The organism is Nonomuraea sp. NPDC051298 (assembly GCF_055586305.1).
The window spans coordinates 96,316-120,684 of sequence record NZ_JBVJIM010000001.1; the positions used below are offsets into that span (position 1 = coordinate 96,316).

The 24,369-nt window shown below is 71.2% G+C and carries 21 protein-coding genes; 9 read left to right on the forward strand and 12 right to left on the reverse strand.

Annotated features, from left to right (window positions below; all coding sequences use genetic code 11):
* Nucleotide 1: 1 nt before the first annotated feature.
* The 8 genes from pdxT to pgsA all read right to left on the reverse strand — a co-directional run bounded on the left by pdxT (nt 2) and on the right by pgsA (nt 7,995).
* Entirely contained in the window at nt 2-580 is a 579-nt protein-coding gene (pdxT, locus tag ACZ6S0_RS00410; RefSeq protein ID WP_465912359.1) for a pyridoxal 5'-phosphate synthase glutaminase subunit PdxT, read from the reverse strand.
* Between the two features lie 185 nt (nt 581-765).
* Nucleotides 766-2,448 (reverse strand): alkaline phosphatase D family protein, encoded by a 1,683-nt coding sequence (locus ACZ6S0_RS00415; protein ID WP_465912361.1) that lies wholly within the window; start codon nt 2,446-2,448, stop codon nt 766-768.
* Between the two features lie 228 nt (nt 2,449-2,676).
* The gene (gene pdxS / locus ACZ6S0_RS00420; RefSeq protein ID WP_465912364.1) at nt 2,677-3,591 is read right to left on the reverse strand and encodes a pyridoxal 5'-phosphate synthase lyase subunit PdxS; all 915 of its coding nucleotides are present in this window, start codon (nt 3,589-3,591) and stop codon (nt 2,677-2,679) included.
* A 145-nt stretch (nt 3,592-3,736) separates the two neighbouring features.
* Entirely contained in the window at nt 3,737-4,756 is a 1,020-nt protein-coding gene (locus tag ACZ6S0_RS00425; protein ID WP_465912366.1) for a DUF3048 domain-containing protein, read from the reverse strand.
* A 62-nt stretch (nt 4,757-4,818) separates the two neighbouring features.
* The gene (locus ACZ6S0_RS00430) at nt 4,819-5,349 is read right to left on the reverse strand and encodes a hypothetical protein (protein WP_465913354.1); all 531 of its coding nucleotides are present in this window, start codon (nt 5,347-5,349) and stop codon (nt 4,819-4,821) included.
* A gap of 8 nt (nt 5,350-5,357) precedes the next feature.
* Nucleotides 5,358-6,488 carry a glycosyltransferase family 4 protein gene (locus ACZ6S0_RS00435; protein WP_465912368.1) on the reverse strand — a complete coding sequence of 377 codons (1,131 nt, stop codon included), beginning with the start codon at nt 6,486-6,488 and terminating at the stop codon, nt 5,358-5,360.
* Nucleotides 6,485-7,396, reverse strand: a complete 912-nt coding sequence (locus tag ACZ6S0_RS00440) for a phosphatidylinositol mannoside acyltransferase (protein ID WP_465912370.1) — start codon at nt 7,394-7,396, stop codon at nt 6,485-6,487. The genes ACZ6S0_RS00435 and ACZ6S0_RS00440 overlap by 4 nt, the downstream gene beginning before the upstream one ends.
* Entirely contained in the window at nt 7,393-7,995 is a 603-nt protein-coding gene (pgsA, locus tag ACZ6S0_RS00445; RefSeq protein ID WP_465912373.1) for a phosphatidylinositol phosphate synthase, read from the reverse strand. The genes ACZ6S0_RS00440 and pgsA overlap by 4 nt, the downstream gene beginning before the upstream one ends.
* A gap of 166 nt (nt 7,996-8,161) precedes the next feature.
* Between pgsA and ACZ6S0_RS00450 the strand changes: the two genes are divergently transcribed.
* The 3 genes from ACZ6S0_RS00450 (at nt 8,162) to ACZ6S0_RS00460 (ending at nt 14,463) form a co-directional block, all read left to right on the forward strand.
* Nucleotides 8,162-10,300, forward strand: a complete 2,139-nt coding sequence (locus ACZ6S0_RS00450; protein WP_465912375.1) for an elongation factor G-like protein EF-G2 — start codon at nt 8,162-8,164, stop codon at nt 10,298-10,300.
* A 172-nt stretch (nt 10,301-10,472) separates the two neighbouring features.
* Nucleotides 10,473-12,032: a glycoside hydrolase family 10-like protein gene (locus tag ACZ6S0_RS00455; RefSeq protein ID WP_465912377.1), complete on the forward strand. Its 1,560-nt coding sequence runs from the start codon at nt 10,473-10,475 to the stop codon at nt 12,030-12,032.
* A 313-nt stretch (nt 12,033-12,345) separates the two neighbouring features.
* Nucleotides 12,346-14,463: a hypothetical protein gene (locus ACZ6S0_RS00460; protein WP_465912379.1), complete on the forward strand. Its 2,118-nt coding sequence runs from the start codon at nt 12,346-12,348 to the stop codon at nt 14,461-14,463.
* Here ACZ6S0_RS00460 and ACZ6S0_RS00465 read toward each other — a convergent pair.
* Nucleotides 14,419-14,949 (reverse strand): HIT family protein, encoded by a 531-nt coding sequence (locus tag ACZ6S0_RS00465; RefSeq protein ID WP_465912381.1) that lies wholly within the window; start codon nt 14,947-14,949, stop codon nt 14,419-14,421. The two genes, ACZ6S0_RS00460 and ACZ6S0_RS00465, sit on opposite strands and share 45 nt — an antisense overlap.
* Nucleotides 14,950-15,026: 77 nt before the next feature.
* On the opposite strand from ACZ6S0_RS00465, the gene ACZ6S0_RS00470 reads away from it, so the two are divergent.
* Nucleotides 15,027-15,539, forward strand: coding sequence for an Asp23/Gls24 family envelope stress response protein (locus ACZ6S0_RS00470; RefSeq protein WP_465912382.1), 513 nt, complete (start codon nt 15,027-15,029; stop codon nt 15,537-15,539).
* A 59-nt stretch (nt 15,540-15,598) separates the two neighbouring features.
* Here ACZ6S0_RS00470 and ACZ6S0_RS00475 read toward each other — a convergent pair whose 3' ends face one another.
* From ACZ6S0_RS00475 to ACZ6S0_RS00485, 3 genes are all read right to left on the reverse strand, one after another.
* A complete protein-coding gene (locus tag ACZ6S0_RS00475; protein ID WP_465912384.1) occupies nt 15,599-16,024 on the reverse strand; it encodes a hypothetical protein in 426 nt (141 codons plus the stop codon).
* Nucleotides 16,025-16,166: 142 nt separating this feature from the next.
* On the reverse strand, nt 16,167-16,817 hold the full coding sequence (locus ACZ6S0_RS00480) for a DUF4291 domain-containing protein (RefSeq protein ID WP_465912387.1): 651 nt from the start codon (nt 16,815-16,817) through the stop codon (nt 16,167-16,169).
* A gap of 10 nt (nt 16,818-16,827) precedes the next feature.
* Nucleotides 16,828-17,784, reverse strand: coding sequence for an acyl-CoA desaturase (locus ACZ6S0_RS00485; protein ID WP_465912388.1), 957 nt, complete (start codon nt 17,782-17,784; stop codon nt 16,828-16,830).
* Nucleotides 17,785-17,973: 189 nt separating this feature from the next.
* Between ACZ6S0_RS00485 and ACZ6S0_RS00490 the strand changes: the two genes are divergently transcribed.
* The 5 genes from ACZ6S0_RS00490 (at nt 17,974) to ACZ6S0_RS00510 (ending at nt 24,252) form a co-directional block, all read left to right on the forward strand.
* Nucleotides 17,974-19,263 (forward strand): cytochrome P450, encoded by a 1,290-nt coding sequence (locus ACZ6S0_RS00490; protein ID WP_465912390.1) that lies wholly within the window; start codon nt 17,974-17,976, stop codon nt 19,261-19,263.
* A 3-nt stretch (nt 19,264-19,266) separates the two neighbouring features.
* On the forward strand, nt 19,267-20,853 hold the full coding sequence (locus ACZ6S0_RS00495) for a peroxidase family protein (RefSeq protein WP_465912392.1): 1,587 nt from the start codon (nt 19,267-19,269) through the stop codon (nt 20,851-20,853).
* Nucleotides 20,850-22,985, forward strand: coding sequence for a hypothetical protein (locus ACZ6S0_RS00500; protein ID WP_465912393.1), 2,136 nt, complete (start codon nt 20,850-20,852; stop codon nt 22,983-22,985). The genes ACZ6S0_RS00495 and ACZ6S0_RS00500 overlap by 4 nt, the downstream gene beginning before the upstream one ends.
* 9 nt (nt 22,986-22,994) lie before the next feature.
* Nucleotides 22,995-23,237: a hypothetical protein gene (locus ACZ6S0_RS00505; RefSeq protein ID WP_465912395.1), complete on the forward strand. Its 243-nt coding sequence runs from the start codon at nt 22,995-22,997 to the stop codon at nt 23,235-23,237.
* 292 nt (nt 23,238-23,529) lie between these two features.
* Complete coding sequence (locus ACZ6S0_RS00510) at nt 23,530-24,252, forward strand: PIG-L deacetylase family protein (RefSeq protein WP_465912397.1); 723 nt, start codon at nt 23,530-23,532, stop codon at nt 24,250-24,252.
* Nucleotides 24,253-24,369 lie beyond the last annotated feature (117 nt).

The following is a 24,369-nucleotide window of genomic DNA, read 5'->3' on the forward strand; positions in this document are numbered from 1 at the left end:
CCTAGAGCTCCCTCACCATGTCTACGAAGTAACGGTGCACGCGCACGTCCCCGGTGAGCTCAGGGTGGAACGACGTCGCGAGCAACGGCCCTTGACGGACCGCGACGATCCTATCCCCAGGCTCGCACCTGCCCAGCACTTCGACGTCCGCGCCGACCGATTCGACCCAGGGCGCGCGGATGAAGATCGCGTGGACCGGTTCGCCCGCGAAGTCGAGGTCGGACTCGAAGGAGTGGACCTGGCGGCCGAACGCGTTGCGCCTGACCACCATGTCGATGCCGCCGATGGTCTGTTGGCCGGCGACGCCGTCCTCGATGCGGTCGGCGAGCATGATCATCCCGGCGCAGGAGCCGTAGGCGGGCATGCCCTCCTTGATCCGCATGCGCAGAGGCTCGAGCAGGTCGAAGATCTCGGCGAGCTTCCACATCGTGGTCGACTCACCGCCGGGGACGACCAGGGCGTCGACCGCGTCCAGCTCGGCGGGGCGGCGTACGGCGGTGGCCGTCGCGCCCGCCTCCCGAAGCATGCGCACATGCTCGCGCACGTCTCCTTGGAGGGCGAGAACACCGATCGCGGGCACAGCCGATCCTTCCGTCCGGGTACGGGTTCCGCTAATTCAACACCAGAACCGCGTGCCGTCTTCCATGTGGGGCGCGTCCGCGGCCCGTCCGCAGGCAAAGAGGCCCGCCCGAGGACCGGCCGCGGAGGGCAGGCGCAACGGGCGGGCGGGAACAGCGGGCACGGACAGAAGTCGGGCGAAGGGCGTTACGGGCGCTCGGTCTCCAGTCGGACCGTCTCCTCCACCGTCATCTCCTGAGCGGCGCGGAGCGTCGGGTCGAGCGGCCGCAGGTACGTCTGCTGCACGCCCGGCACCCGGTCCTCGATGACGAACGTGGCCCGGGTGTAGACCTCGGCCCCGGGCGTCTGGACCCGCGGCACGACCTTGAAGTCGGCCGACATCTGCTCGCGCTCGATCTTCGTCAGCACGTACCCGCGCTGGTTGTTGTAGAACTTCAGGTGCGGGTTGATCGTCAGGAACGGGTGCCGGGCCGGGTCGGAGTCGGCCCCGTCGCCGCCGGTCGAGATCGAGGTCGCCACCAGCTCCGACCCCACCGTGGGCCCGGTCGGGTCGTCGTAGTCGAGCTTGAGGTCGCTGGCCCAGTGCGCGTGCACGTCGCCGGTCAGCACCACCGGGTTGCGCACCTCGGCGTCGATCCAGCCCTCGGTGATGCGGCGGCGGGAGGCGACGTAGCCGTCCCAGCCGTCCTGAGAGGTGATCTTGGCGGGCCCGGCGTTGTTGTCACGCTGGGCGAAGAAGACCTGCTGGCCCAGGATGTCCCACTGGGCGCGCGAGTTGCGGAAGCCGTTCAGCAGCCACTCCTCCTGCGCCGCGCCGGTGATCGAGCGGGCCGGGTCCACCGCGGCGGGGCAGTCACGGTAGCCGTCGCCGCAGCCCTGGTCGTCGCGGTACTGGCGGGTGTCGAGCATGTGGAAGGTGGCCATGCGCCCCCAGCGGACGCGCCGGTAGAGCTGCATGTCGATGCCGCGCGGGATCGAGGTGCGGCGCAGCGGCATGTTCTCGTAGTAGGCGCGGAAGGCGGCCTCGCGCCTGGTCAGGAAGTTCGGCTGGGGCACCTCCGGCTTCTCCGGCACCTCGTCGGCCCAGTTGTTGTCCAGCTCGTGGTCGTCCCAGACCACCAGCCAGGGCGCGGCGGCGTGCGCGGCCTGCAGGTCGGGGTCGACCTTGTACTGGGCGTGGCGCTGGCGGTAGTTCGCCAGCGTCTCGGTCTCGGGGCCCTCGTGGTGGCGGACGTTGCCGCCGGGGATGGTGTAGGTGTTCTTGGTGTACTCGTACTGGTAGTCGCCCAGGTGCAGGATGATGTCCGGGTGCTCCTCGGCGAGGCGCCCGTAGCTGGTGAAGTAGCCGTGCTCGTACTGGGCGCACGAGACGAAGGCCATGGCCAGGGCGCCGCCGTACGACAGGGGGTGCGGGGCGGTGCGGGTGCGGCCGAGCGGCGAGACGTACGGGCCCACGCGGAAGCGGTACCAGTACTCACGGTCGGAGCTGAGCCCCTCCACCTCGACGTGGACGCTGTGCCCCCACTCCGGGGCGGCGACGGTGACGCCGCTGCGCACGACCCGGCGGGCGCGCTCGTCGGAGTACACCTGCCACAGCACGGGGAAGGTCCGCTGCGGCATGCCGCCGAGCCCGTCCTCGGCCATCGGCTGCTGGGCGAGCCTGGTCCACAGGACGAAGCCCTCGTGGTCGGGGTCGCCGCTGGCGACACCGAGGGTGAACGGGTCGGTACGCAGCCCGCGAGACGCCAGGCTCTGGGCGGTCTCGGCGGCCGGGTCGGGCTCGGCGTGCGCGGCGGTGGCGGGGATGGCCGCGGCGGCGCCTGCCGCTAACCCTGTGACGAGGAAGTGTCTGCGGTTCAGGTTGGACACCTGGGGCTCCTGTGGTGATCAAGGGTGAGGACGCCCCGTAGCCTGACTCAGCATCATGACCATTTGGTGAACAACAGACAACACGAAAAAGGCGACATCCTTCGCGGATGCCGCCTTCTCCGGCAATTTTCACCGTCGCATCGTGGCGCCCCCGCCAGGCCGTCTCCGGCCTGCCGGATGTGATCGTCTCACGGGCCCAAGCCTGTGACCTGCAACGACGCGCCGGAACTACCAGCCGCGCTCGGCCAGGCGGTGCGGCTGCGGGATCTCGTCGACGTTGATGCCGACCATGGCCTCGCCCAGACCGCGCGAAACCTTGGCGATGACGTCGGGGTCGTCGTAGAACGTGGTGGCCTTGACGATGGCCGCGGCGCGCTTGGCCGGGTCGCCCGACTTGAAGATGCCCGAGCCCACGAACACGCCCTCGGCGCCGAGCTGCATCATCATCGCCGCGTCGGCGGGGGTGGCGATGCCACCCGCGGTGAACAGCACCACCGGCAGCTTGCCGGACCTGGCCACCTCGGCGACCAGCTCGTAGGGGGCCTGCAGCTCCTTGGCGGCGACGTAGAGCTCGTCGTCCGGCAGCGAGGCGAGCCGCTTGATCTCGGCGCGGATCGTCCGCATGTGGGTGACGGCGTTGGAGACGTCGCCCGTGCCGGCCTCGCCCTTCGAGCGGATCATGGCCGCGCCCTCGGTGATGCGGCGCAGGGCCTCGCCCAGGTTGGTCGCCCCGCACACGAACGGCACGGTGAACTGCCACTTGTCGATGTGGTTGGCGTAGTCGGCCGGGGTGAGCACCTCCGACTCGTCCACGTAGTCGACGCCCAGCGCCTGCAGCACCCTGGCCTCGACGAAGTGGCCGATGCGGGCCTTGGCCATGACGGGGATCGACACGGCGGCGATGATGCCGTCGATCATGTCGGGGTCGCTCATCCTGGACACGCCGCCCTGCGCGCGGATGTCGGCGGGCACGCGTTCGAGGGCCATGACGGCCACCGCGCCGGCGTCTTCAGCGATCTTGGCCTGCTCGGGGGTGACGACGTCCATGATGACGCCGCCCTTGAGCATCTCGGCCATGCCGCGCTTGACGCGGGCGGTTCCGGTGACGGGGGTGCTTTCTGGCGTGCTGCTGGACACGGTCATCCTCACGGGCTCTACGGCGATTCTGTACACGTCTATCAAGCCCATCGTAGGTCCTGCGCCACCCCTCCCCCGACATACCAACATGTCAGGATCTGTGACCCAGCCCATACAGGATGACCATGAAGGGCTCATCCGGTGGGGCGCGCTAGGGGATGACGGGCTTGCGGCTGGCGAGGGCCACCCAGACCTGGCCGGGCGCGAAGTTCATCGGCTCGCCGCTCGCGGTGGTGAACGTCGTGCCGCTCTCCTCCGACTTCCGCTCCCACTTGGCGTTGAAAGCTTTACCGTCGCGCAGCACGACCGCCGAGCCCTTGCCCGTGGTGTGCACCAGCGGCGTGTAGCTGTCGTTCACGTCGTGGAACTCGGAGCGCTCGGTCTTGGTGTACTGGACCACGATCGTCGGCGCGCTGAGCTGGCCGCCCTCGGCGGCCATGTCCTTCTTGCCGTCCTGCGCGATCATCCACTGCTTCTTCGCCTCCGACCAGGTGAACGTGAAGCGCGCGGCCGGCCACCTGACCGTGAACGACTTCCGATCGGTCCCGCCCTCGGCCGGCGCGTCGCCGAAGGTGAAGCCGACGTCCTTGGCCTTGCTCGCCTTGGGGGCTCCGGCCAGCAGTTCCTTGGTGTTGGCGAACAGGTTGTAGGGGGCGACGCGGCCCGGCTGGCGGAAGTACGCGCCGGGGGTGCGCGTGTCGCCGACGTCGAACAGGGACGCCTCGGCGATGAACGGCAGCATCTTGGTCTGCGCGCCCGAGTAGGAGAAGGCCGGTTTGCCGAACTGCGGCGCGATGTGCAGGTCGGAGATGCGGGCGCTGCGCACCGGGCCCACCTTGGGCGGCAGCTTGGAGGAGAAGATGGCCATGAGCCGGGTCAGTCCGGCCTCGACCTGCTCCACGTAGACGATGTCGGCGCTCTTGAGCCCGAGCTGCGGCTTGCCTGCCGCGGTGTTCTCGATCTTCACCGCGAGCACCGGCTTGAGCTTGTCGTACGGCTTGCCGGTGAACGGGTGGGCGTTGACCTCCTCCGGCTCCTCGCTGGGCGCCGCCGCGGCGGTGGCGGCCCGCGGCGCCTGCCCGGCCGCCGGGTCGTCGGAGGAACAGGCCGTCACGGGCAGCACCACGGCCGCTCCCGCCAGCCAGAGCGTGATCATCCGGGTAAGCCGCACGTGTAACTCTCCTTGCCTCAGCCCGAAAACGGGATGAAGCTTACTGGCTTCCCCAAATCAGGTCATTCAGTTGCCATGGTCGCGGGCGGATTGTCATCAATCTCGAAGAATTGCGGGTACTCGGTGTAGCCCGCCAGGCGCAGGGTTCTGGCCAGCCAGCGGCGCTGCGCCGTACGCGTGACGCCGACGGCGTTGTTGTAGAACCGGCGCGAGTAGACGACCTTGGCCACCGCCGCGTCGAGCTCCTCCAGCAGGTCGGGGCCGCCGGGCGCCTCCGACAGCCGCTCCCTGAAGCGCTCCTGGTCGACCACCGCCCGCAGCGCCCGCGACAGGTCGCTCTCGGCGTGCTCGCGCTCCTCCGGCCCCGCCGTCCTGGCCTCGTGGGCCGCCGCGGCCAGCACCAGCGACGTGGCCGGGTCGAGCAGGCGCGAGCCGGCCAGCTCGAGCACCACCGCCCGGCGCCGCATCAGCGCCGCGTCGAGCGACTCCTGGGCCAGCTCCAGCCGGATGTGCAGGCGGTCGAGACGACCGGCCCGCCAGGAGATGTAGACCGCCATGAGCACCACGACGATGCCCACGATCAGCACGATCATGGTGGACGTCACAGGTCTTCCTCCACCCGCCCCGCACCGCTCATGGTGACGGTCTCGTAGACGCGTACGACGTCGCGCGCCACCGTGGACCAGTCGTACTTCCTGACCGCCACCAGCGCCTCCGCGGCCAGCTTGGCCCGCCGCTCCGGCGCGTCGAGCAGCGCGCCCGCCTCGCGCGCCAGCGAGGCCGGGTCGCCGTTGGCGAACAGCGCGCCCGCCTGCCCCTCGCCCAGCACCTTGCGGAAGGCCGGGATGTCACTGGCCAGCACCGTGGCCCCGGACGCCATCGCCTCGGCCAGCACGATGCCGAAGCTCTCACCGCGCGTGTTGGGCGCGCAGAACACGTCGACCGAGTGGTAGGCGCGGATCTTGTCGGCCTCGCTCACCATGCCCAGCACCGTCACCCGGTCGCGGAACTCCCTGGGCACCCGCTCGTAGACGTCCTTCTCGTCGCCCGGCCCGGCGATCAGCAGCTTGACCTCGGGCCGCTCGGCCGCCAGCGTACGGAAGGCGTCGAGCAGGATCGGCAGGCCCTTGCGCTCTTCGTCCATGCGGCCCAGGAAGCCGATCGTGGCGCCGTCGGGCCCCCAGCCGTCGAGGGGCTCCGCCTCGGTGTAGCGGGCCACGGTGACGCCGTTGGGGATGAGCACCGTGTCGCCGCCGAACTGCTCGACCAGGCTCTTGCGGGCCGCGTCGGAGACCGCGATGCGGCCGCTGAGCTTCTCCAGCGCGCTGCGCAGCAGCGGCTCGGCGATCGCGATCGCCCGCGAGCGCGAGAACGAGGCGTGGAACGTGGCCACGATCGGCCCCTTGGCCGCCCAGCAGGCCAGCACGCCCAGGCTCGGGATCAGCGGCTCGTGGATGTGCAGCACGTCGAACTCGCCCGTGCGCACCCACCGCCGCACCCGCGCGGCCGACAGGAACCCGAACGACATCCTGGCCACCGACCCGTTGTACGGCACCGGCACCGCCCGGCCCGCGCCCGTCACGTACGGCGGCAGCTCGTCGTCGTCGGCGGCCGGCGCGATCACCGACACGATGTGGCCGTGCGCCATGAGCGCCTGGGCCAGGTCGTCGATGTGCTGCTTGACCCCGCCGGGCATGTCCCACGAGTAGGGGCAGACGATGCCGACCCTCATCGGGGCTCCAGATCGTCGAGCCAGAGGCGCTGCATCATGTGCCAGTCTTCCGGATGCTCGGAGATGCCCTTCTCGAACACGTCGGCCAGGCCCTGCGCCAGCGCGGAGACCTTCTCCTGCCGGGTGCCCTCCGCGGGCACCGGCAGCTCCCCGTGGATGTGGATGCCCCAGTCGTCGCCCTCGAAGTAGACGATGGCGGGCAGCAGCGCCGCCCCCGTCTGCACGGCCAGCAACGGCGGCCCCGCGGGCATCTTGGTGGCCGCGCCGAAGAAGCGCACCTCCACGCCGTTCTTGGTCAGGTCGCGCTCGGCCGGCAGGCAGACCACGCCGCCCTTGCGCAGGCGGGTGGCCAGGGTGCCGAAGTTGTGGCCGTCGCCGCCGGTCAGCGGCAGCACCTCCATGCCGAGGCTTTCGCGGAAGGCGACGTAGCGGCGGAACAGCGACTCGGGTCTGAGCCGCTCGGCCACGGTCGCGAACGGATGGCCCACGCCCACCAGCCACGCCCCCGCCTGGTCCCAGTTGCCCATGTGGGGCAGCGCCAGCACCACCCCGCGCCCGGCCGCCACGGTGTCGTGGACGTGCTCGGCGCCGATGACGTGGGTGCGGCGGACGATCTCGGCGCGATCCATCGACGGCATGCGGAAGATCTCGTGGAAGTAGCGGAAGTAGGAGCGCATCCCGGCCCGCGTCAGCTCGCCCAGCTCCCTGCTGCCCGCGTCGAGGCCGCTCACCCTGGCCAGGTTGGACTCCAGCCGCAGCACGGACCTGCCGCGCCGGCCCCAGACCCGGTCGGCCAGGAACCGGAAGACGGCGGCCGTGGGGCGCCGGGGCAGCAGCGGCACGAGCCGCCACCCCGCCGCGAACCCGGCGGCCACGACCCGGTCGGTGAAAGACGCCTTCTCGCTCATCTCTCCCTCGTCTGCTGGTAGACGGCCACCACACGCTGGCCCACGGTGATCACGCTGGCCAGCGCGAGCAGCCACATGCCCACAGGCAGCACGTACGGTACGCCGAGCCCCGCCAGGCACGCGGCCACCAGCGCCACCACCAGCCGCTCCGGCCGCTCGGCCAGCCCGACGTCGGCCGTGAGCCCGAGCGCCTCGGCCCTGGCCTTGGCATAGGACACCAGGGCCCCGGCGATCAGGCACACCAGCGTCACCGAGGCCGTCACGGTGTCGCCCAGCGAGATGAAGTAGAGGATCAGGCCGGCGAAGATGGCGGCGTCGGCGACCCGGTCGAGCGTCGAGTCGAGAAAGGCCCCCCAGGTCGTGCCCCCCTGCCCGCCGAGCCGGGCAACCACGCCGTCGAGCAGGTCGAACAGCACGAAGACGGTGATCACGAGGGCGCCCAGGGTGAGCTGCCCCAAGGGGAAGAAGAACAGGGCGGACACGACGGTGCCGAGGGTGCCGACCGCCGTGACGGCGTTCGGGCCGATCCCGCGGCCGACGAGAGCCCTGCCCAGCGGGGTGAGTATCCGGGTCATGGCCGGGCGCAGGAGTTTGAGCATCGCGCTCCGATCCTAGGCCACGACGAGCCTGACAACTTTCTTTGCCGTGCCCCCCTTGTGATATCCGCCACATGGGTATTTGGTGAACACACCGCGTCCATGCGGTTTCCAGCACCCTCCGCGCGGGCGCGGCGTTGGCAGACGTACCGACGACGCGGGAGGCGATGTGGCGGAAAGACATTCGAGCGGCGCCGTGGGAGCCGCGGGCAGGGCACCCGCGGCCGACAGGGCGGATGCGATACGCAATGTCGTGCTGGTCGGCCACTCAGGAGCGGGCAAGACGACCCTCGTCGAGCAGCTACTGGCCGCGACGAGCACCATCCAGCGCCCGGGACGGGTCGAGGACGGCAACACCGTCAGCGACTTCGACGAGGTCGAGGTCCGGCAGCAGCGGTCGGTCAACCTCGCCGTGGCGCCGCTGGTGCACAACGGCATCAAGATCAACCTTCTCGACGCGCCCGGCTACGCCGACTTCGTGGGCGACCTGCGCGCCGGCCTGCGCGCCGCGGACGCCGCGCTGTTCGTGGTCTCGGCGTCCGAAGGGGTCGACGGTCTCACCCAGATGCTCTGGGAGGAGTGCGCCAGGGTCGGCATGCCGCGGGCGGTCGTCATCACCAAGATCGACCATCAGCGGGCCGACTTCGACGAGGTGCTGGCCACCTGTCAGGAGGTCTTCGGCGACGGCGTCGCGCCGCTCTATCTCCCGGTGATCACCAACGGTCACGTGAACGGGCTGATCGGGCTGCTGACGCAGAAGTTCTACAACTACGCCACGGGGAAGCGTACGGAGAAGGACCCCGGCGCCGAGTACGAGGCGCAGATCGAGGAGCACCGCGGCGTCCTGATCGAGGGCATCATCCAGGAGAGCGAGGACGAGTCGCTCATGGAGCGCTACCTCGAGGGTGAGCCGATCGACACCAAGGTCCTGGTCGACGACCTGGAGAAGGCCGTCGCGCGCGGCAGCTTCCACCCGGTGCTGTGCAGCGGCCTCGGGGTGGGCGCGCACGAGGTGCTGGAGCTGATCACGCAGGGCTTCCCGTCGCCCCTGGAACATCACCTGCCCGAGATCACCGATCTGTCCGGCAAGCCGGTCAACAGCATCACCTGCGACCCCGACGGCCCGCTCGTCGCCGAGGTCGTCAAGACCACCAGCGACCCGTACGTGGGCCGCATCAGCCTCGTACGCGTCTTCTCCGGCACCCTGCGCCCCGACATGACCGTGCACGTCTCCGGGCACGGCCTGGCCGACCGCGGGCACGAGGACCACGACGTGGACGAGCGCATCGGCACCCTGACCTGCCCGCTGGGCAAGCAGCAGCGCGGCGCGGCCAAGGGCGTCGCCGGCGACATCGTGGCCGTGGCCAAGCTCTCGCGGGCCGAGACCGGCGACACGCTGTCGGAGGTCGAGCACCCGCTGCTGATGACGTCCTGGACCATGCCGGAGCCGCTGCTGCCTGTGGCGATCAGGGCCAGGTCGAAGGCCGACGAGGACAAACTGTCGCAGGCGCTCGGCCGGCTGGTGGCCGAGGACCCGACGCTGCGCCTGGAGAACAACGCCGAGACTCGCCAGCTCGTGCTGTGGTGCATGGGCGAGGCGCACACCGACGTGCTGCTCGACCGCCTGGCCAAGCGCCACGGCGTGGAGGTCGAGCGGGTCGACCTGCGGGTGCCGCTGCGCGAGACGTTCGGCGGCAGGTGCCAGGCGATGGGCCGCAACGTCAAGCAGACCGGCGGCCACGGCCAGTACGCGATCTGCCACCTCGAGGTCGAGCCGCTCCCGTCCGGCGGGGGCTTCGAGTTCGTCGACAAGATCGTGGGCGGCGTGGTGCCGCGGCAGTTCATCCCGTCGGTGGAGAAGGGCGTGCGCGCCCAGATGGAGCGCGGCGTGATGGCCGGCTACCCGATGGTGGACGTGCGCGTCACCCTGTACGACGGCAAGGCCCACTCCGTCGACTCCTCCGACATGGCCTTCCAGATCGCGGGACAGCTCGCGCTCAAGGAGGCGGCGTCGAAGGTGCCGACGCTGCTGCTGGAGCCCGTGGACGAGCTGTCGGTGCTGGTGGCCGACGACTACGTGGGCTCGGTGATGTCCGACCTGTCGTCGCGGCGCGGCCGGGTGCTCGGCACGGAGCCGGTCGGCACAGGACGCACGCTGGTCAAGGCGGAGGTGCCCGAACTGGAGATCACGCGCTACGCCATCGACCTGAGGTCCATGTCGCACGGGACGGGGACGTTCCACCGCGCGTTCCTGCGCTACGAGCCACTGCCGCCGAACCTCGCGAGCAAGGTGACCGCCACAGAGTGACCACCACGGGGTGAACATGTCCGGGTAGACAGGTAGACACATCAGGCAGCGGGGGCCGGGAGGGAAATGTCCCTCCCGGCCCAGCCCTTTACTTTTGTCACAAGAGCATCACGACTCGATTTCGTTTTTTCGTACCGAGCATGCCCCGGCGGCTGCAACACTGGGGGGCACTATGCGAACCGGACGCCCACTCCTCGCCGTTGCCGCTCTCGCGGTGGTGACCACCACCGCCGCCTACGCCTTCGGCCCCGACGCCAGGCAGAGCACCGCGGCGAGCGGGAAGAAGACGGCCCTCGCCGCACCCTCGGCGTCCTGCAAGGCCGACGCCCGTCACCCCAAGCGCGAGCTGCGCGGGGTGTGGATCGCCACGACGACGAACATCGACTGGCCCACCAAGACCGGGCAGAGCCCCGCGCGCCAGAAGGCCGACTACGTCAAGATCCTCGACAGTGCCGCCAAGCGCAACTTCAACGCGGTCTTCGTGCAGGTGCGGCCCGCCTCCGACGCGTTCTACAAGTCCTCGCTCGAGCCCTGGTCGCAATACCTCACCGGCACGGCGGGCAAGGACCCCGGCTGGGACCCGCTGCCCTTCCTCATCAGCGAGGCGCACAAGCGCGGCATGGAGTTCCACGCCTGGTTCAACCCCTACCGCGCCTCCTACGGCGACGACACCGCCAAGCTGCCCGCCGACCACCCCGCGCGCCGGCATCCCGACTGGACGGTCGAATACGGCGGCCGCCTCTACTACAACCCCGGCCTGCCGGCCGTGCGCGACCACGTGACCAAGGTCATCACCGACGTGGTGAGCCGCTACGACATCGACGGCGTGCACTTCGACGACTACTTCTACCCCTATCCGGTGGCCGGGGAGAAGTTCGACGACGCCGCGGCCTTCCGCAAGCACGGCAAGGGCAAAAAGCTGGCCGAGTGGCGGCGGAGCAACGTCAACACGCTCGTGGCCGAGGTCGACAAGGCCGTCCACCGGACGAAGAAGCACGTCAAGTTCGGCATCAGCCCGTTCGGCATCTGGCGCAACAAGTCCAACGACCCGAGCGGCTCGGCCACCTCGGGCATGTCCGCGTACGACTCGATCTACGCCGACTCGCGCGCCTGGATCAAGTCCGGCACCGTCGACTACGTGCTGCCGCAGCTCTACTGGCCGCGCGGGCACGACCTCGCCGACTACAACACGCTGGTGCGCTGGTGGGCCGACGAGGTCGAGGACAGCGACGTGCAGCTCTACATCGGCCACGGCCTCTACCGGGTCGGCACCAAGGACGACAAGGCGTGGACCCGTCCCGGCGAGCTGTCCGCCCAGGTCGCCGCGAGCCGCGACGGCAAGGTGGTCGAGGGCGCCGTCTACTTCAGCGCCAAGCAGCTCCTGTCCGACCCGCTCGGCGCGATGGACCGGCTGGCGAAGAGCCACTACAGCCGCCCGGCGCTGCAGCCGCTCATGAAGGACCGCGGGGGCCAGGCCCCGGCCGCGCCCGCCGGCGCCAAGGCGGCCGGCGCCCGCCTGTCGTGGACGCCGTCGGCGAACGCCCGAGCCTACGCGGTCTACCAACTGCCGAAGTCCGGCAAAGACTGTCACACCACCGACGCCAGGAACCTGGTGGCGGTGGTGAGCGAGCCTTCCTACACGACGAAGGCGGAGGGGACCTATCTGATCACCGCGCTCGACCGGCTGCACAACGAGAGCAAGGCGGTCAAGGTGAAGGTCGACGCCGTCTGACGTCCTCAGTCCACGGTCTGACGTCCGTAGGAGGCGGGGGCCGGTCCCTACCCGGGGCCGGCCCCCGCGCATTTCCAGCGCCGTGACGCGCATCCGGGGCTCGGCACGTCCTGGTCGGGAAGATCTTCCTGTGCGGGGCGGGGGCGTACGCCCTGCGTGACAGGCGCCGACGCGCGCCGCCCGCCCGGCCCCCGTCCAGGACGGCCTTGCGCGCGCCCGGCCCGTGAGAGGGTAGTCGGGTCTGATGGCGTGTCAGGGCCCGCTCGCGGCCTGCCGCGTCACGCGAAGTCAGCGAACGCGGGAGGTCGTCGGCGTGAGGCGCGCGCTGGTCGTGCTGGCCGTCCTGGTCGGTCACGTGCTTGTCGGTCAAGGTCTGTTCGCCGGGCCCGCCCGGGCGGAGCGGCCGGCCGACCAACGGTCCCCGGCCGCCGCGGAGCAGGCCGCGCAGCGGGTGGCGCTCATCGGCGTGTCCGGCCTGCACTGGAACGACCTGACCCCGTCGGACACGCCCCATCTCTGGGAGTTCGCCAAGGGCAGCGCGATCGGCTCGCTGTCGGTCCGTACGGTCGGCAACGTGACCTGCCCCTACGACGGGTGGCTGACCGTGTCGGCGGGCACCCGCTCGGCCGTCGGCTACGGCTGCGGCGCGCCCCCGGCGCCCGAGCCCAAGGGCGAGGGCGCGGTCATCCCCGACTACGGCTACCTCACCGACGTGGCCGGGCAGCGCAACGCGGGCACGCTCGGCGAGTCGCTCAAGGCGGCCGGCCAGTGCTCGACGGCGATCGGCCCGGGCGCCGCGCTGGGGCTGGCCGACCGGCAGGGCGCGGTCGGCCACTACCGCGCCTCCGCGCTCCAGGTCACCCCTGCCGACCTGGCGAAGTGCCGGATGATCGCCGTGGACGTCGACGACCTCGTCCTGCCCTACCTGGCGGGCGAGCAGGACCGGCTGCCCAAGGTGCCCGACAAGCTCACCCCGGCCCAGCGCCGCGAGGCGCTGCGGCAGGCCGACGCGAAGGCGGGCGCGGTGCTGTCGGCACTCCCGGCCGGCACCACCGTGCTGCTGGCGGGGCTGTCCGACCACAGCTCGGTGCCCCACCTGCGGGTGGCCGCGCTGCGCGAGCCGGGGGCGGAGGGGCGGCTGCTCGGCGCGGCCTCCACCAAGCGCGCCGACATCTCGATCCTGCCCGACCTGACCTCCACCGTGCTGGGCAGGCTGGGCGTGCCCGTCCCTGCCACGGTCGTCGGCGGGCCGCTGCAGGTGGGCGACGCCGGGGCCACGTTCGAACGGCTCCAGCGCGCCGACGCCACCGCCCAGACCATGCGCTCGGCGAAGGGCGTCTACTTCACCGCCCTGGCGGTGCTCCAGGTCCTGTTCTACGTGCTGGCCTTCCTGCTGCTGCGCCGCCGCAAGAGCCTGCCCTGGGTACGCGCCTCCGCCGTGGCGCTGGCCGCCCTGCCGGTCACCTCGTTCCTGGTCAACCTGCTGCCCTGGTCCAGCCACCTGGAGCTGTTCGGCGGCATGCTGGCCTGGTGGGCCGCGATCACCGTGCTGGCGCTGGCCGGGCCGTGGCGGCGCGATCCGCTCGGCCCGCTGGCCGTGGTCGCCGGCATCACCGCGCTCACGCTCGCCGGTGACCTGCTCACCGGCACCACGCTCCAGCTCAACAGCTTCATGGGCTACAGCGCCGAGCAGGGGGCCCGCTACTACGGGCTGGGCAACATCCCGTTCGCGCTGCTGGCGACCGGCACGCTGCTGGCCACCACGGTGATCGCGCACCGGTGGCCGGGCAAGGTGGGGCTGGGCGCGATCGTGGGGCTGGGGGCGTTCGCGATGGTGCTGGGCGGCTCCGGGATGGGCAGCGACTTCGGCGGCGTGATCGCGTTCGTGCCCGGCATCGCGGTGACCGCGCTGATCCTGTCGGGCCGGCGGGTCTCGCTGGTGAAGCTGGGCGCGTTCTGCGTGGCCGGGGGCGTGATCGTGATGGGCTTCGCCTGGGTCAACTACCTGCGGCCGCCCGACGAGCAGTCGCACCTGGGGCGGTTCGTCGGGCAGGTGCTGACCGGGGAGGCGGTCGACGTCATCTGGCGCAAGCTGCAGGCCATGCTGTCCACCCTGCTCAGCCCCAACCTGATGCCGATCGTGATCGTGGCCGTGGCCTTCCTCGTGTACGCGATCGTCCGGCCCGAGCAGGCGTCGGCCGGCGTGGTGCCGGCGGCTTTCGAGCACTCCCCCGCGCTGCGCGCCGGGCTCATCGGCACGATGGTCAGCGGCGTGGTCGGGATGCTGGTCAACGACTCCGGCGCCGCCGTGCTGTCGATGGCCCTGGCGCTGGCGGTGCCGCTGCTGCTGGCGGCCGGCATCAGCGCGCTGAACCGTACGGGCGGGTCAGTCCCAGGCGTCGGCGAGCAGTTGGCGGGTATCACGAAGTAGCTGCGGCAGCACCTTGGTCTGGGCCACGACCGGCATGAAGTTCGTGTCGCCGCCCCACCTCGGCACCACGTGCTGGTGCAGGTGGGCGGCGATGCCCGCGCCCCCGACGTGGCCCAGGTTCATGCCCACGTTGAAGCCCTGCGCGCCGCTGGCCTTGCGCAGCGCCCGCAGCGCCTTCTGGGTGAACTCGCCCAGCTCCGCCACCTCGGCCGCGTCCAGTTCGTCGTAGTCGGACACGTGCCGGTAGGGCACCACCATCAGATGGCCCGAGTTGTAGGGGTAGAGGTTGAGCACGGCGTACACCGACCGCCCCCGCTTCACGATCAGGCCGTCCTCGTCGCTCATCTTCGGGATGGCGTCGAACGGGCAGCCGTCGCCGGGGCCGGTGCCGGTCGGCTTGTTCTCGCCCTTGATGTAGGCCATCCGATGCGGGGTCCACAGACGCTGGAAGTTGTCGGGGGACCCGGCCCCTGCCTGATCGTGCATAACTAGCAGCATAGGACCCCGGACAAACGGGGTGCTCTTCCGGCACAATCCTGAGCACCGCCTACAGGAGGGCCGCCATGAGTGAAGCGTTGGCCGAGCAGCGACAGCCCGCCCCGCCCGGGGGCTCCGACTCCCAGGACGCCGTGCCCCCGACCGCTCCGTCGTCCGTCGAGGCCCCGACGGCGGACGAGGGAGCGGACGTGAAGGGCCGGATCAAGGTCGCCGACGAGGTGGTCGAGAAGGTCGCCGCGCTGGCCGCGCTGGAGGTGCCCGGGGTCGCCGACATGGGCGGCGACCTGGTGCGCGCCCTCGAGTCCGTACGCGACCGCATCGGCATCGGCTCGCGGCGCGCCAACCAGGGCGTCAGCGCGCAGATCCAGGACGGCCAGGTGGCGGTGAGCCTGACCATCGTGGTCGAGTACGGCCATGTCGTCATGGACGTCGCCTCCGAGGTCAAGGCGAACGTGTCCAAGGTCGTCAGCCGCATGCTGGGGATGGGCGTCACGGAGGTCAACGTGACCGTGGACGACGTCCGCCTCCCCGGCGAGGGCCGCCGCCCGACCCCCGCCGAAGCCGAAGAACCCTCCTGACCCCTGCCCGGCCGCATCCCGCGTCGGGCCGGGCGCTGGTCTCCCGGCGGGCAGGATGGTCAGCTCACGCGGGTCATGTCGGAGTCGTAGCCGCCGCCTCCTGGGTACACCCAGGCGCCGTGCACCTTCGTGCCCTCGGCGTCGAAGGTGCCCCGGTAGTAGGCCGGTGAGCCCTTCTCCTCGCCCCAGATCGTCAGCGTGTCGCCGTCGACCTCGTACACGTAGGTGAACGTGCTGCCGTGGCTGTCGAAGTACCAGGAGCGCAGGTCCTCGCCCGGCGCCTGGGCGCCGAACGCGCGCTCCCTGCCGATGATCTCGGTACCCCTGATGGTCATGCCGTCCTGCCTGAGGTCCACGTCCTGGACGAGGAAGTAGCCGCCCTCCATCCACCGGTAGGTCACGGTGCCCTCGGCGCCGCCGGTGACGGTCCAGGTGCCGACGAGCCGGTCGAGGGCCTTGAGCTGAGGGTCGATGTGCTCGGTCATGATCGAGTCCTTTGCCGCCGCAGCGTTCGGAAGTGTCGTACGCCGGTATGACTTCGGCGCGGCGGAAAAGGAATCGGTGGCGGACGAGAAATCCGGTCAAGCCCGGAAAGCTGCCCGGCCATCGCCGCTCGCCGGGTCTCGCTCAGCCGAGATCAGGCGGGACGTTCGCACCGATGGCCCGGGCGAGCGCCATGGGCAGGGGATAGGGGCGCTCCACGGGAAGCAGGTCGGTGACGTCCTTCCCGTCGCGTAGCGCCTGCCGGAGGTCATGGACCCGATCGGTCAGGTCGGTGATCCGCACGACCCATTGATCGACGTAGCGCGTGACGGCGTCGCCGGACAGGCCCACCTGGACGGAGCGGTGGGGCAGGGCGTTGTGGTGCGGGTCGCGTTCAGGATCCCACTGGACGCGGACCGGGCTGTCGCGCAGGCGCTTCTTCCACGCCGCCTGGTCCGTGCCGGAGTCGGGATGGCTGAGGCAGGAGTGCCCCAGCGCCCATTCGAACCCCTCCCGCGTGATGGCGACGGCCAGGACCCTGGTCTGGCCGGGCTTCGTGGCCCAGCCACAGCGGTACATCATCCACAGGAAGGATGGTTTGATCCAGGTCATCCGCTCCCGTTTGAAGGGCGGGACGAAGCGTTGCGAGGCGACGGCGGGGGCCGCGATGGCGGGCTCGTACGCCTGGTAGACGGTGATCGCTTCGTCGGTGAAGTCGGCACGGATCTGCCGGTAGGGGACGTTCATCCCCTCGATCATGGCCAACGCCTGCCTGCCGGACAACCGGATTAACACGTCAGAGGCGTCAGGGCGCCGGGCCGGTGCGATGGGTGGTCAGGCGGCCGGGGCTGGGCCAGCGGACGTCGTGGGCCCAGCCCGCCCGCTCGAACCACCGGATCAGCCGTGCGCTGGGATCGAGCTGGCCCCGCAGCACCCCGTGCCGGGCGCAGGTCGGCTCGACGTGGTGCCAGTTGTGCCAGCCTTCGCCGAGCGTCAGCATCGCCACCCACCACACGTTGGACGAGCGGTCACGGGTGCGGAACGGGCGGTCGCCGAAGGTGTGGGCGATCGAGTTCACCGACCAGGTGACGTGGTGCACCACGGCGTAGCGGACCAGGCCGCCCCACAGCAGCGCGCTCCACGCGCCCGCCCAGGACATCGACCACAGCCCGCCGACGACGGCGGGCAGCCCGAACGACAGCGCCACGACGGCGGGATAGGCGGCGTCGAAGCGCCGCACGTCCGGGTCCGCCATGAGGTCCGGCACCCAGTGCTCGCGGCTGGAGCGCCGGCGGGCGGTGTAGAACCAGCCGATGTGGGCGTGCAGCATGCCGCGCAGCAGCGCCAGGCCGCTGTCGCCGTAGCGCCACGGTGAGTGGGGGTCGCCCTCGCGGTCGGCGTACTTGTGGTGTCTTCGATGCTCGGCCGCCCACAGGGTGACCGGTCCCTCGACGGCCAGGCCGCCGGCGAACATGAGGCAGATCCGCAGCACCCGGTTGCCCTTGAAGGCGCGATGGGTGAAGAGCCGGTGGTAACCGATGGCGATGCCGAAGATGCTCACCAGGTACATCACGACCGCGATGACCAGGTCGCGGAGCCCGACGCCCCATCCCCAGGCGGCCGGCACGGCGAGCGCCAGCGCCAGAACGGGCAGGATGACCAGGACGACCAGGTAGGCGCTACGACGGCCGGTGCCGATCGCCACCGTCTCCGCCGTGCCCTCGCTCTGCCGCCGGCTGGGTGACGTCACGCTTCCCCCCATGAGCGGTACGGACTGATCAGGCTTTTCATTGAACGGCGGGGCCCCTGTACTCGGGCAATGACCTGACGGTGACGATTCAATTACCTTAAGGAGTCACAAGACTGCGCTCCGTAGTCATGAGAAGGCGGTCCGTGCCTTCGTAGATTGTGTGTGCACGAGGTGATCATCATGGGGTGGGGAAGGGCCGGCATGGGTTCTGTCGATCAGGCGACCGCGGGTGGCCTGCTGCGGAGGTACGACGAGGCGCTCGCCCGCGACCCGATGGCGGCGCTCGGCCTGATCAGGCAGTGGATGCGCGACGACTGGCGGAGCCTGTTCGCCGAGCTGCGCGAGCACCGTCCGATCTTCGTCACCCCCGCGTTCACGGTCGTGACCCGCTTCGCCGACGTGCTGGAAGTGCTCTCCCACGAGGAGGTCTTCTCGGTCCGCGCCTTCGGCCCGCGCCTCGACGCCGCCCTGGGCGCCCCCTTCATGCTGGGCAGGGACGCGACCCCGATGAACTGGCGGGAGAAGGGCCTGATGCGGGTCATGCTCGAGCCGGGCGACGCCGGCCGCGTACGCGAGCTGACCGGGCGCCTGGCCGACGACCTGCTCGACGCGGCCGAGCCCCGGGGGCGCATCGACGCGATCGACGAGCTGTTCCGCCCGGTCGCACTCGGCGTGTGCGCCGGCTACTTCGGCGTCCCCGGCCCTGATCAGCAGACCCTGTCGCGCTGGACGCGGGCCATCGTCGCCGACGGCTTCGCCAACTACCTCGCCGATCCGCGGATCCAGGCCGCGTCCGTCGAGGCGGGCGCGGAGCTGGTCGCGTACCTGCGTGGGCGGCTGGCCGCGCTGCGCGCGCGGGACGAGCTGCCCGACGACGTCTTCGGCCGGCTCGTCGGCTCCCGCCTGCCCGACGGTGTCGGCATGACCGACGACCGGGTCCTGATCAACATGGCCGGGCTCGCGCTGGGCTTCGTGGAGAGCGCGCCCGGGGCCATGGCCGAGGCGGTCGAGCAGCTCCTCCTGCGCCCACAAGTGCTCGCGCGGGCGCTGGAGGCAGCCGGCGACGCCGAGCGCTTCGAGCAGTACGTCTGGGAGGCGTTGCGGTTCAACCCGTTCTTCAAGCTGATCCCCCGGATCTGCGAGCAGGACCACGTCCTCGCCGCCGGCACCCCGCGCGCCGCGCTCATTCCCGCGGGCACGTTCGTGCTCACGGCGCCCGCCTCGGCCATGTTCGACGCGGACGTGGTGCCCGAGCCCGAGGAGTTCAGGCTCGACCGGCCGCGCCACCATCGGCTGTTCTTCGGCTCGGGTCATCACGCCTGTCTCGGCATGCACGTGGCCGGGCCGGTGATCGGAGAGGCCGTACGCCGCCTGCTGCTGCGCCCCGGCGTGCGCCTGCTCCCGCCGCCCGAGGGCGAGATCGAATACAGCCTCGGAATCTTCCCCGCCAGGTTCGCGCTCGGGCTCGGCACCGGCGAACGGGAGGGCTGAGCGATGGCCGCGAGACGATCGAGCGCCCGTACCGTCGCCACGGACGGCCTGTCCAACCGGCTCAGGTTCCTGGCCCTGACCCGTGGCCGGCCGTTCTGGAGGCTCCTGCAGGCCAGCCGGCCGCTGCGGCGCCGGGTCAACGCCTCGCTGATCGATCAGGCGGTCCGCGAGATGCCGCCGCGCCCCGAGCCGTTGAGCACCATGGCCGGCTACACCTCGTGGGCCTCGCTGACCGACCGCACCTACAGTGGCAGGCACCTGCCGCCGGTCGAGGTCGCCGACGACCGGCGTCCCAGCCCAGAGAGTGCCGCCGAGCTGTTCACCCGGGCCGAGAACATGATCCCGTGCCCGCGTTCGACAGTGCTGTTCGCGTACTTCGCCCAGTGGTTCACCGACGGCTTCCTGCGCGGCGACGTCAACGTGCCGCGCGACCCGCGCAAGAACACCTCCAACCACCACATCGACCTGAACCCGGTGTACGGCCTCGACGAGGCGGCGACCGCCGCGCTGCGCAGTTTCGACGGCGGGCTGCTCAAGAGCCAGATCATCAACGACGGCGAGTTCCCGCCCCACCTGTGCGAGCGCGGCAAGATCAAGCCGGAGTTCGCCGCGCTGCGGGTCATCCGCTTCGACGAGCTGACCGACACGCAGCGCGACACGCTGTTCGCCACCGGCAGCGACCGGGGCAACGGCCAGATCGGCTTCACCATGCTGACCGTGCTGTTCCTGCGCGAGCACAACAGGGTGGCCCGGCTGCTGGCCCGGCACTACCCGGGCTGGGACGACGAGCGGCTGTTCCAGACGGCCAGGAACATCCTCATCGTGCTGCTGATCAAGCTGGTGGCCGAGGAGTACATCAACCACATCACCCCTTACCACTTCCGCTTCACCCTGGACCCGCGGCTGTCGGCGATGCTGGCCCACGCGCCCTGGCAGCGGGAGAACTGGGCCTCCGTGGAGTTCAACCTCGTCTACCGCTGGCACAGCCTGATCCCGTCGCTGCTGTCGGTGGGCGGGCACGACCTGCCGCTGGCGCAGACCCTGATGAACCCCTCACTGATCCCCGGCCCCGGCCTCGGGCGGGTCTTCGAGGACGCCTCCCGCCAGCGGGCCGGCCGCATCGGGCTGTTCAACACCGATCCCCTGCTGCTGCCGATCGACATGCGCAGCATCGCCGACTCGCGGGTGCTGGGGCTGGCGCCGTACAACAGCTATCGCGAGCACTGCCGCTTCCCGCGCGTGCACGCCTTCGAGCAGATCTCCGGCGACCGGCGGGTCACCGACGCGCTGCGCGCGCTCTACCGGAACGTCGACGACCTCGACCTGTACGTCGGGCTCTTCGCCGAGGAACCCGGTTCCCCCCGCGCCATCCTCCCCCCGCTGCTGACCAAGATCATCGCTATTGACGCCTTCTCCCAGGCGCTGACCAACCCGCTGCTGGCTCCGCGGGTCTTCAACGCCGCCACCTTCTCCCCGCAGGGCGTACGGATCATCGCGGCCACGCGCTCGCTGTCGGACATCGTGCGCCGCAACACCCCTGAGGACCCGGGACCGCGCCTGGTCACCATGTCCTGGCGGGAAGGGCTGTGAGCGGGACGGACGATCAGGACCCCGAGCCGCTGCGCGCCGCGGCCCGCGAGTTGGTCGACATCGCGATCGCCATTCACGACGCGGCGGCTCACGCCACGGCCGCGCTCACCGACGGCGCACTGCTGCGCGCCCTGCCACACGGCCGCTCGGCGGCCGGCCCCGCCTACCGCGCGCTGCTGCGGGCCACCACGAACGCCCGGGGGCTCGGGCACGCGTTCACCGGCGGCCGGCTGGCCACGCTGGCCGCCAAGGCCGGGACCATGATGGGGGCCGAGAGCCTGGCCGTCCGCGTGCTGGCCACCTCGCTGCGGCTGCGCGTGGCCGCCGTCGCGATCGGCCATCCGGAGCTGACCGCGGACCCGATGCTCGCCCGGCTCATCGCCGCGGCCGCGACCGACCGCGATCTGGAGGCCGTCCGCGCCCTGCGCGCCCTGCTCAAGGACCGCGGCGCGGTGCACGCGCTCAGCCAGCTCGCCCCGGTCCTCGGCGAGGTGCTCGCGCTGCGCGCGCTGCTGGACGAGAACCCCCTCAACGACGCCACCGCCTGGCTCATCGCGACGGGCAAGGGCTACGCCACCGCCGACCCGATCACCGGCATCAGCAACAGGGCCGTCGCCGCGCTCGACTCCGGCGAGGGCGCCGCGCGCCGGATCGAGCTGACCGTGGCCGAATCGGAGCGGCTGAGCAGGCGGGGATCGCTGCTCGGCTTCCTGGGCGACCTCGCCACGATCGGCACCGACGGGCGGATCCTCATCCAGAGCCTCCAGGGGCCCGACGGGGTGATCCGTCACGTCGTCCAGGCGCCGGGCATGCGTGCGGGACGCCCCGACCTCGACTCCCCTCAGGACCTGCTCGGCGCGTTCAGCAGCGCCATCCTGGCCAGCAGTCCCTACAGCCGCGCACTGGTCAAGGCCATCGCCGACTACGGGCTGCCGCAGGGTGCCGAGGTGGCGCTGATCGGGCACAGCGCGGGCGGTGCGGCGATCATGAACCTGGCGCAGGATCCGGCGTTCTGCGCTCGCTACACGCTCACCCACGTCGTCGCCGTGGGCTCGCCCATCGACTTCAAGCGGACCGCCGACCCACGCACCTGGGTGGCCAGCATCACGAACCAGCACGACCTCATCCCCACCCTCGACGGGCAGGGCACGGGCACCGTCTTCGAGCTGCATCCCGACTGGTACGTGGTCGACTACACCGACCCCACCCACCTGTTTCCGCTGTGCCACAGCATCGAGCACTACGTGGCCAACCTGTCCGACGATCTGCCCGAGGCCCGCGATCACATCGACGAGCGGCTCGCGGCCTTCCGCGGACCGGTCGTGCGCTCCCAGGCGTACCGGCTGTCCGACCGTCCATCCGGCCCGGAGGGGTTCCCCTTCCTGACGGTGCCGACCCACCCGGTCGACGGTCCCGGCGGAGCGGTCGAACTGCCGATCAGATGCCACCACGGCAACGCGCTCACGGCGTACTTCGCCGCCGACCCCGAGGCGGCCGTCCGGCTGCTGGAGGGGACGGGGCTCGGGCCCGCCGTGCGCGTGAAGGGCCGGGCCCTGGTCGCCGTGCACGCCGCCTGGAACCGGCACACCAGCGTGGGCGCGTACCGGGAGGTGCAGGCCGGCGTCGTCGTGCCCGGTCCGTCGCAACCGCACCCGCTGTCCGTCTGGCCCGATCTGCTGCGCCCGGCGGACCGGCGCCGCTCCGGGAGCCTCCTGGTCGGCTCCGCGGTGGACTCCCCCCTCGTCCACGCCCTCGCCCCGCGACTGTGGGGCGGCCAGACGGTCCTGACGCCACTGAACGTCCTGCTCAGCCACCGGTCCGTACACGTCAGCGCCGACCAGGTCCTCACCCTGCGCGGCCGGCTCGGCCCAGGACTGCCCGTGCGCGATCCCGACCTCGTCGGCTACACGAGCGAGATGGGTGTCGCGCTGCGCTCCTGCGTACGGACCCGCGGCCAGGCCCGGCTGCACCTCACGCCCCTCATGCGGCTCACCGTCGAGCAGCGCTCGCACCATCCGCTGGCCGATCGGCTCCGGGAACTGGGGCTCGACGGTGCCCGCCCGCTGCTCTGCCTGTCGGCCGGCACCCGCCAGACCCGCCGGGACAACGCCGTCCCTGTGCCGCTCGCCTGAAAGGGAGCCATGTCAGCCGACCTCACGGCGATCAGTCTCCACGCCGAAATCCTGCACGCGGACGCCTGCGCGCTCGCCGCCTGCGCCGAACGCCTGCGCGCCGTCGAGGCGGCCCTGGGGGAGAACGGCGCGGCGCCGACCTGGCTGCGGGCGTCGGTGGAGTATCACGTCGGCGCCTGCGCGGCGGCCGCCGCGGACCTGGAGACGGCCGCCCGCCGCCTGCGCCGCTACGCTGACCAGGCAAACCCTTGATCGGGTGAGAACGGGGCGTGAGTCCCTGGCCATCGTCCGGGGCGCGTCCGCGCACAGCAGCGCGGCCGACGCCGACAGGCCGCCCGCCACGGAGGCCGCCATGCGGCGGCGCAGCACGGCCCGCTCCTCCTCGCTCGGAGCCGCGGCAGGCCCCACTGCGAACGCCGCGCGGGCAGGTGCAGGCGCATCGTGGCGCAGGCCCGCCCCAACGCGCTCTTGACGGCGGCCGGGCTACGCCTCTCCCTCTCGACGCCCTCTTCCACTCCTGGCCGCGCCTGCCAGGATGATGGCCATGAGAGACCAGCTTGAGCCCATGCCGGAGGACTGGCAGCGCGCCCTGGCCATCGTGGCCCACCCCGACGACCTCGAGTACGGCTGCGCGGCGGCGGTGGCCACCTGGACCGACGCCGGGCGTGAGGTCGCCTACGCGATCGTCACCAGCGGCGAGGCGGGCATCGACACGCTGACACCCGCCCAGTCCGGGCCGGTGCGCGAGCAGGAGGAGCGGGCCAGCGCCGCCGTGGTCGGCGTGACGAACGTGGAGTTCCTCGGCCACCCCGACGGAGTGATCGAGTACGGCACCGCGCTACGCGAGGACCTGGCCGCCGCCATCCGCAGGCACCGCCCCGAACTCGTCGTCACGTTGAACTTCGACGACACCTGGGCGGGCACGCACTGGAACACCCCCGACCACCGAGCCGTGGGCAGGGCGGTGCTGGACGCCGTCGGCGACGCCGGGAACCGGTGGATCTTCCCTGACACCGACGCCGAACCCTGGAACGGCGTGCGCTGGGTCGCCGTCACCGGGGTCGACTCCCCCACCCACGCGGTGGACGTCACCGACGGCCTGGAGCGGGGCGTGCGATCGCTCATGGAGCACCGGGCCTACATCGAGGCCCTGACCGACGAGGACCCGGAGGCGTACGCCAGGGGCCTGATCGAGGGCTACGCCCGGGACGAGGCCAAGCGCTTCGGCGGCCGCCCGGCGGTCACCTTCCGACTGTATCCCCGCTGAATCCCCGATCCCCGTCGAACTCCCGATCCCTTTCGAACCCCTTCCGCGCGGGACGCCCCGGGACAACCCGCCCGCGCGGGAGGTCCGGCCGAGATGATCGGCCGGGCTCCCGCGATC

What these genes read in the sequence shown, in the direction of transcription:
- pdxS (WP_465912364.1), bottom strand. Translation starts at nt 3,591, where the DNA reads ATGACCGTGTCCAGCAGCACGCCAGAAAGCACCCCCGTCACCGGAACC.
- ACZ6S0_RS00430 (WP_465913354.1), bottom strand. Translation starts at nt 5,349, where the DNA reads ATGATCGTGCTGATCGTGGGCATCGTCGTGGTGCTCATGGCGGTCTAC.
- ACZ6S0_RS00435 (WP_465912368.1), bottom strand. Translation starts at nt 6,488, where the DNA reads ATGAGGGTCGGCATCGTCTGCCCCTACTCGTGGGACATGCCCGGCGGG.
- ACZ6S0_RS00440 (WP_465912370.1), bottom strand. Translation starts at nt 7,396, where the DNA reads ATGAGCGAGAAGGCGTCTTTCACCGACCGGGTCGTGGCCGCCGGGTTC.
- pgsA (WP_465912373.1), bottom strand. Translation starts at nt 7,995, where the DNA reads ATGCTCAAACTCCTGCGCCCGGCCATGACCCGGATACTCACCCCGCTG.
- ACZ6S0_RS00455 (WP_465912377.1), top strand. Translation starts at nt 10,473, where the DNA reads ATGCGAACCGGACGCCCACTCCTCGCCGTTGCCGCTCTCGCGGTGGTG.
- ACZ6S0_RS00465 (WP_465912381.1), bottom strand. Translation starts at nt 14,949, where the DNA reads ATGCACGATCAGGCAGGGGCCGGGTCCCCCGACAACTTCCAGCGTCTG.
- ACZ6S0_RS00470 (WP_465912382.1), top strand. Translation starts at nt 15,027, where the DNA reads ATGAGTGAAGCGTTGGCCGAGCAGCGACAGCCCGCCCCGCCCGGGGGC.
- ACZ6S0_RS00475 (WP_465912384.1), bottom strand. Translation starts at nt 16,024, where the DNA reads ATGACCGAGCACATCGACCCTCAGCTCAAGGCCCTCGACCGGCTCGTC.
- ACZ6S0_RS00485 (WP_465912388.1), bottom strand. Translation starts at nt 17,784, where the DNA reads ATGGGGGGAAGCGTGACGTCACCCAGCCGGCGGCAGAGCGAGGGCACG.
- ACZ6S0_RS00490 (WP_465912390.1), top strand. Translation starts at nt 17,974, where the DNA reads ATGGGTTCTGTCGATCAGGCGACCGCGGGTGGCCTGCTGCGGAGGTAC.
- ACZ6S0_RS00495 (WP_465912392.1), top strand. Translation starts at nt 19,267, where the DNA reads ATGGCCGCGAGACGATCGAGCGCCCGTACCGTCGCCACGGACGGCCTG.
- ACZ6S0_RS00505 (WP_465912395.1), top strand. Translation starts at nt 22,995, where the DNA reads ATGTCAGCCGACCTCACGGCGATCAGTCTCCACGCCGAAATCCTGCAC.
- ACZ6S0_RS00510 (WP_465912397.1), top strand. Translation starts at nt 23,530, where the DNA reads ATGAGAGACCAGCTTGAGCCCATGCCGGAGGACTGGCAGCGCGCCCTG.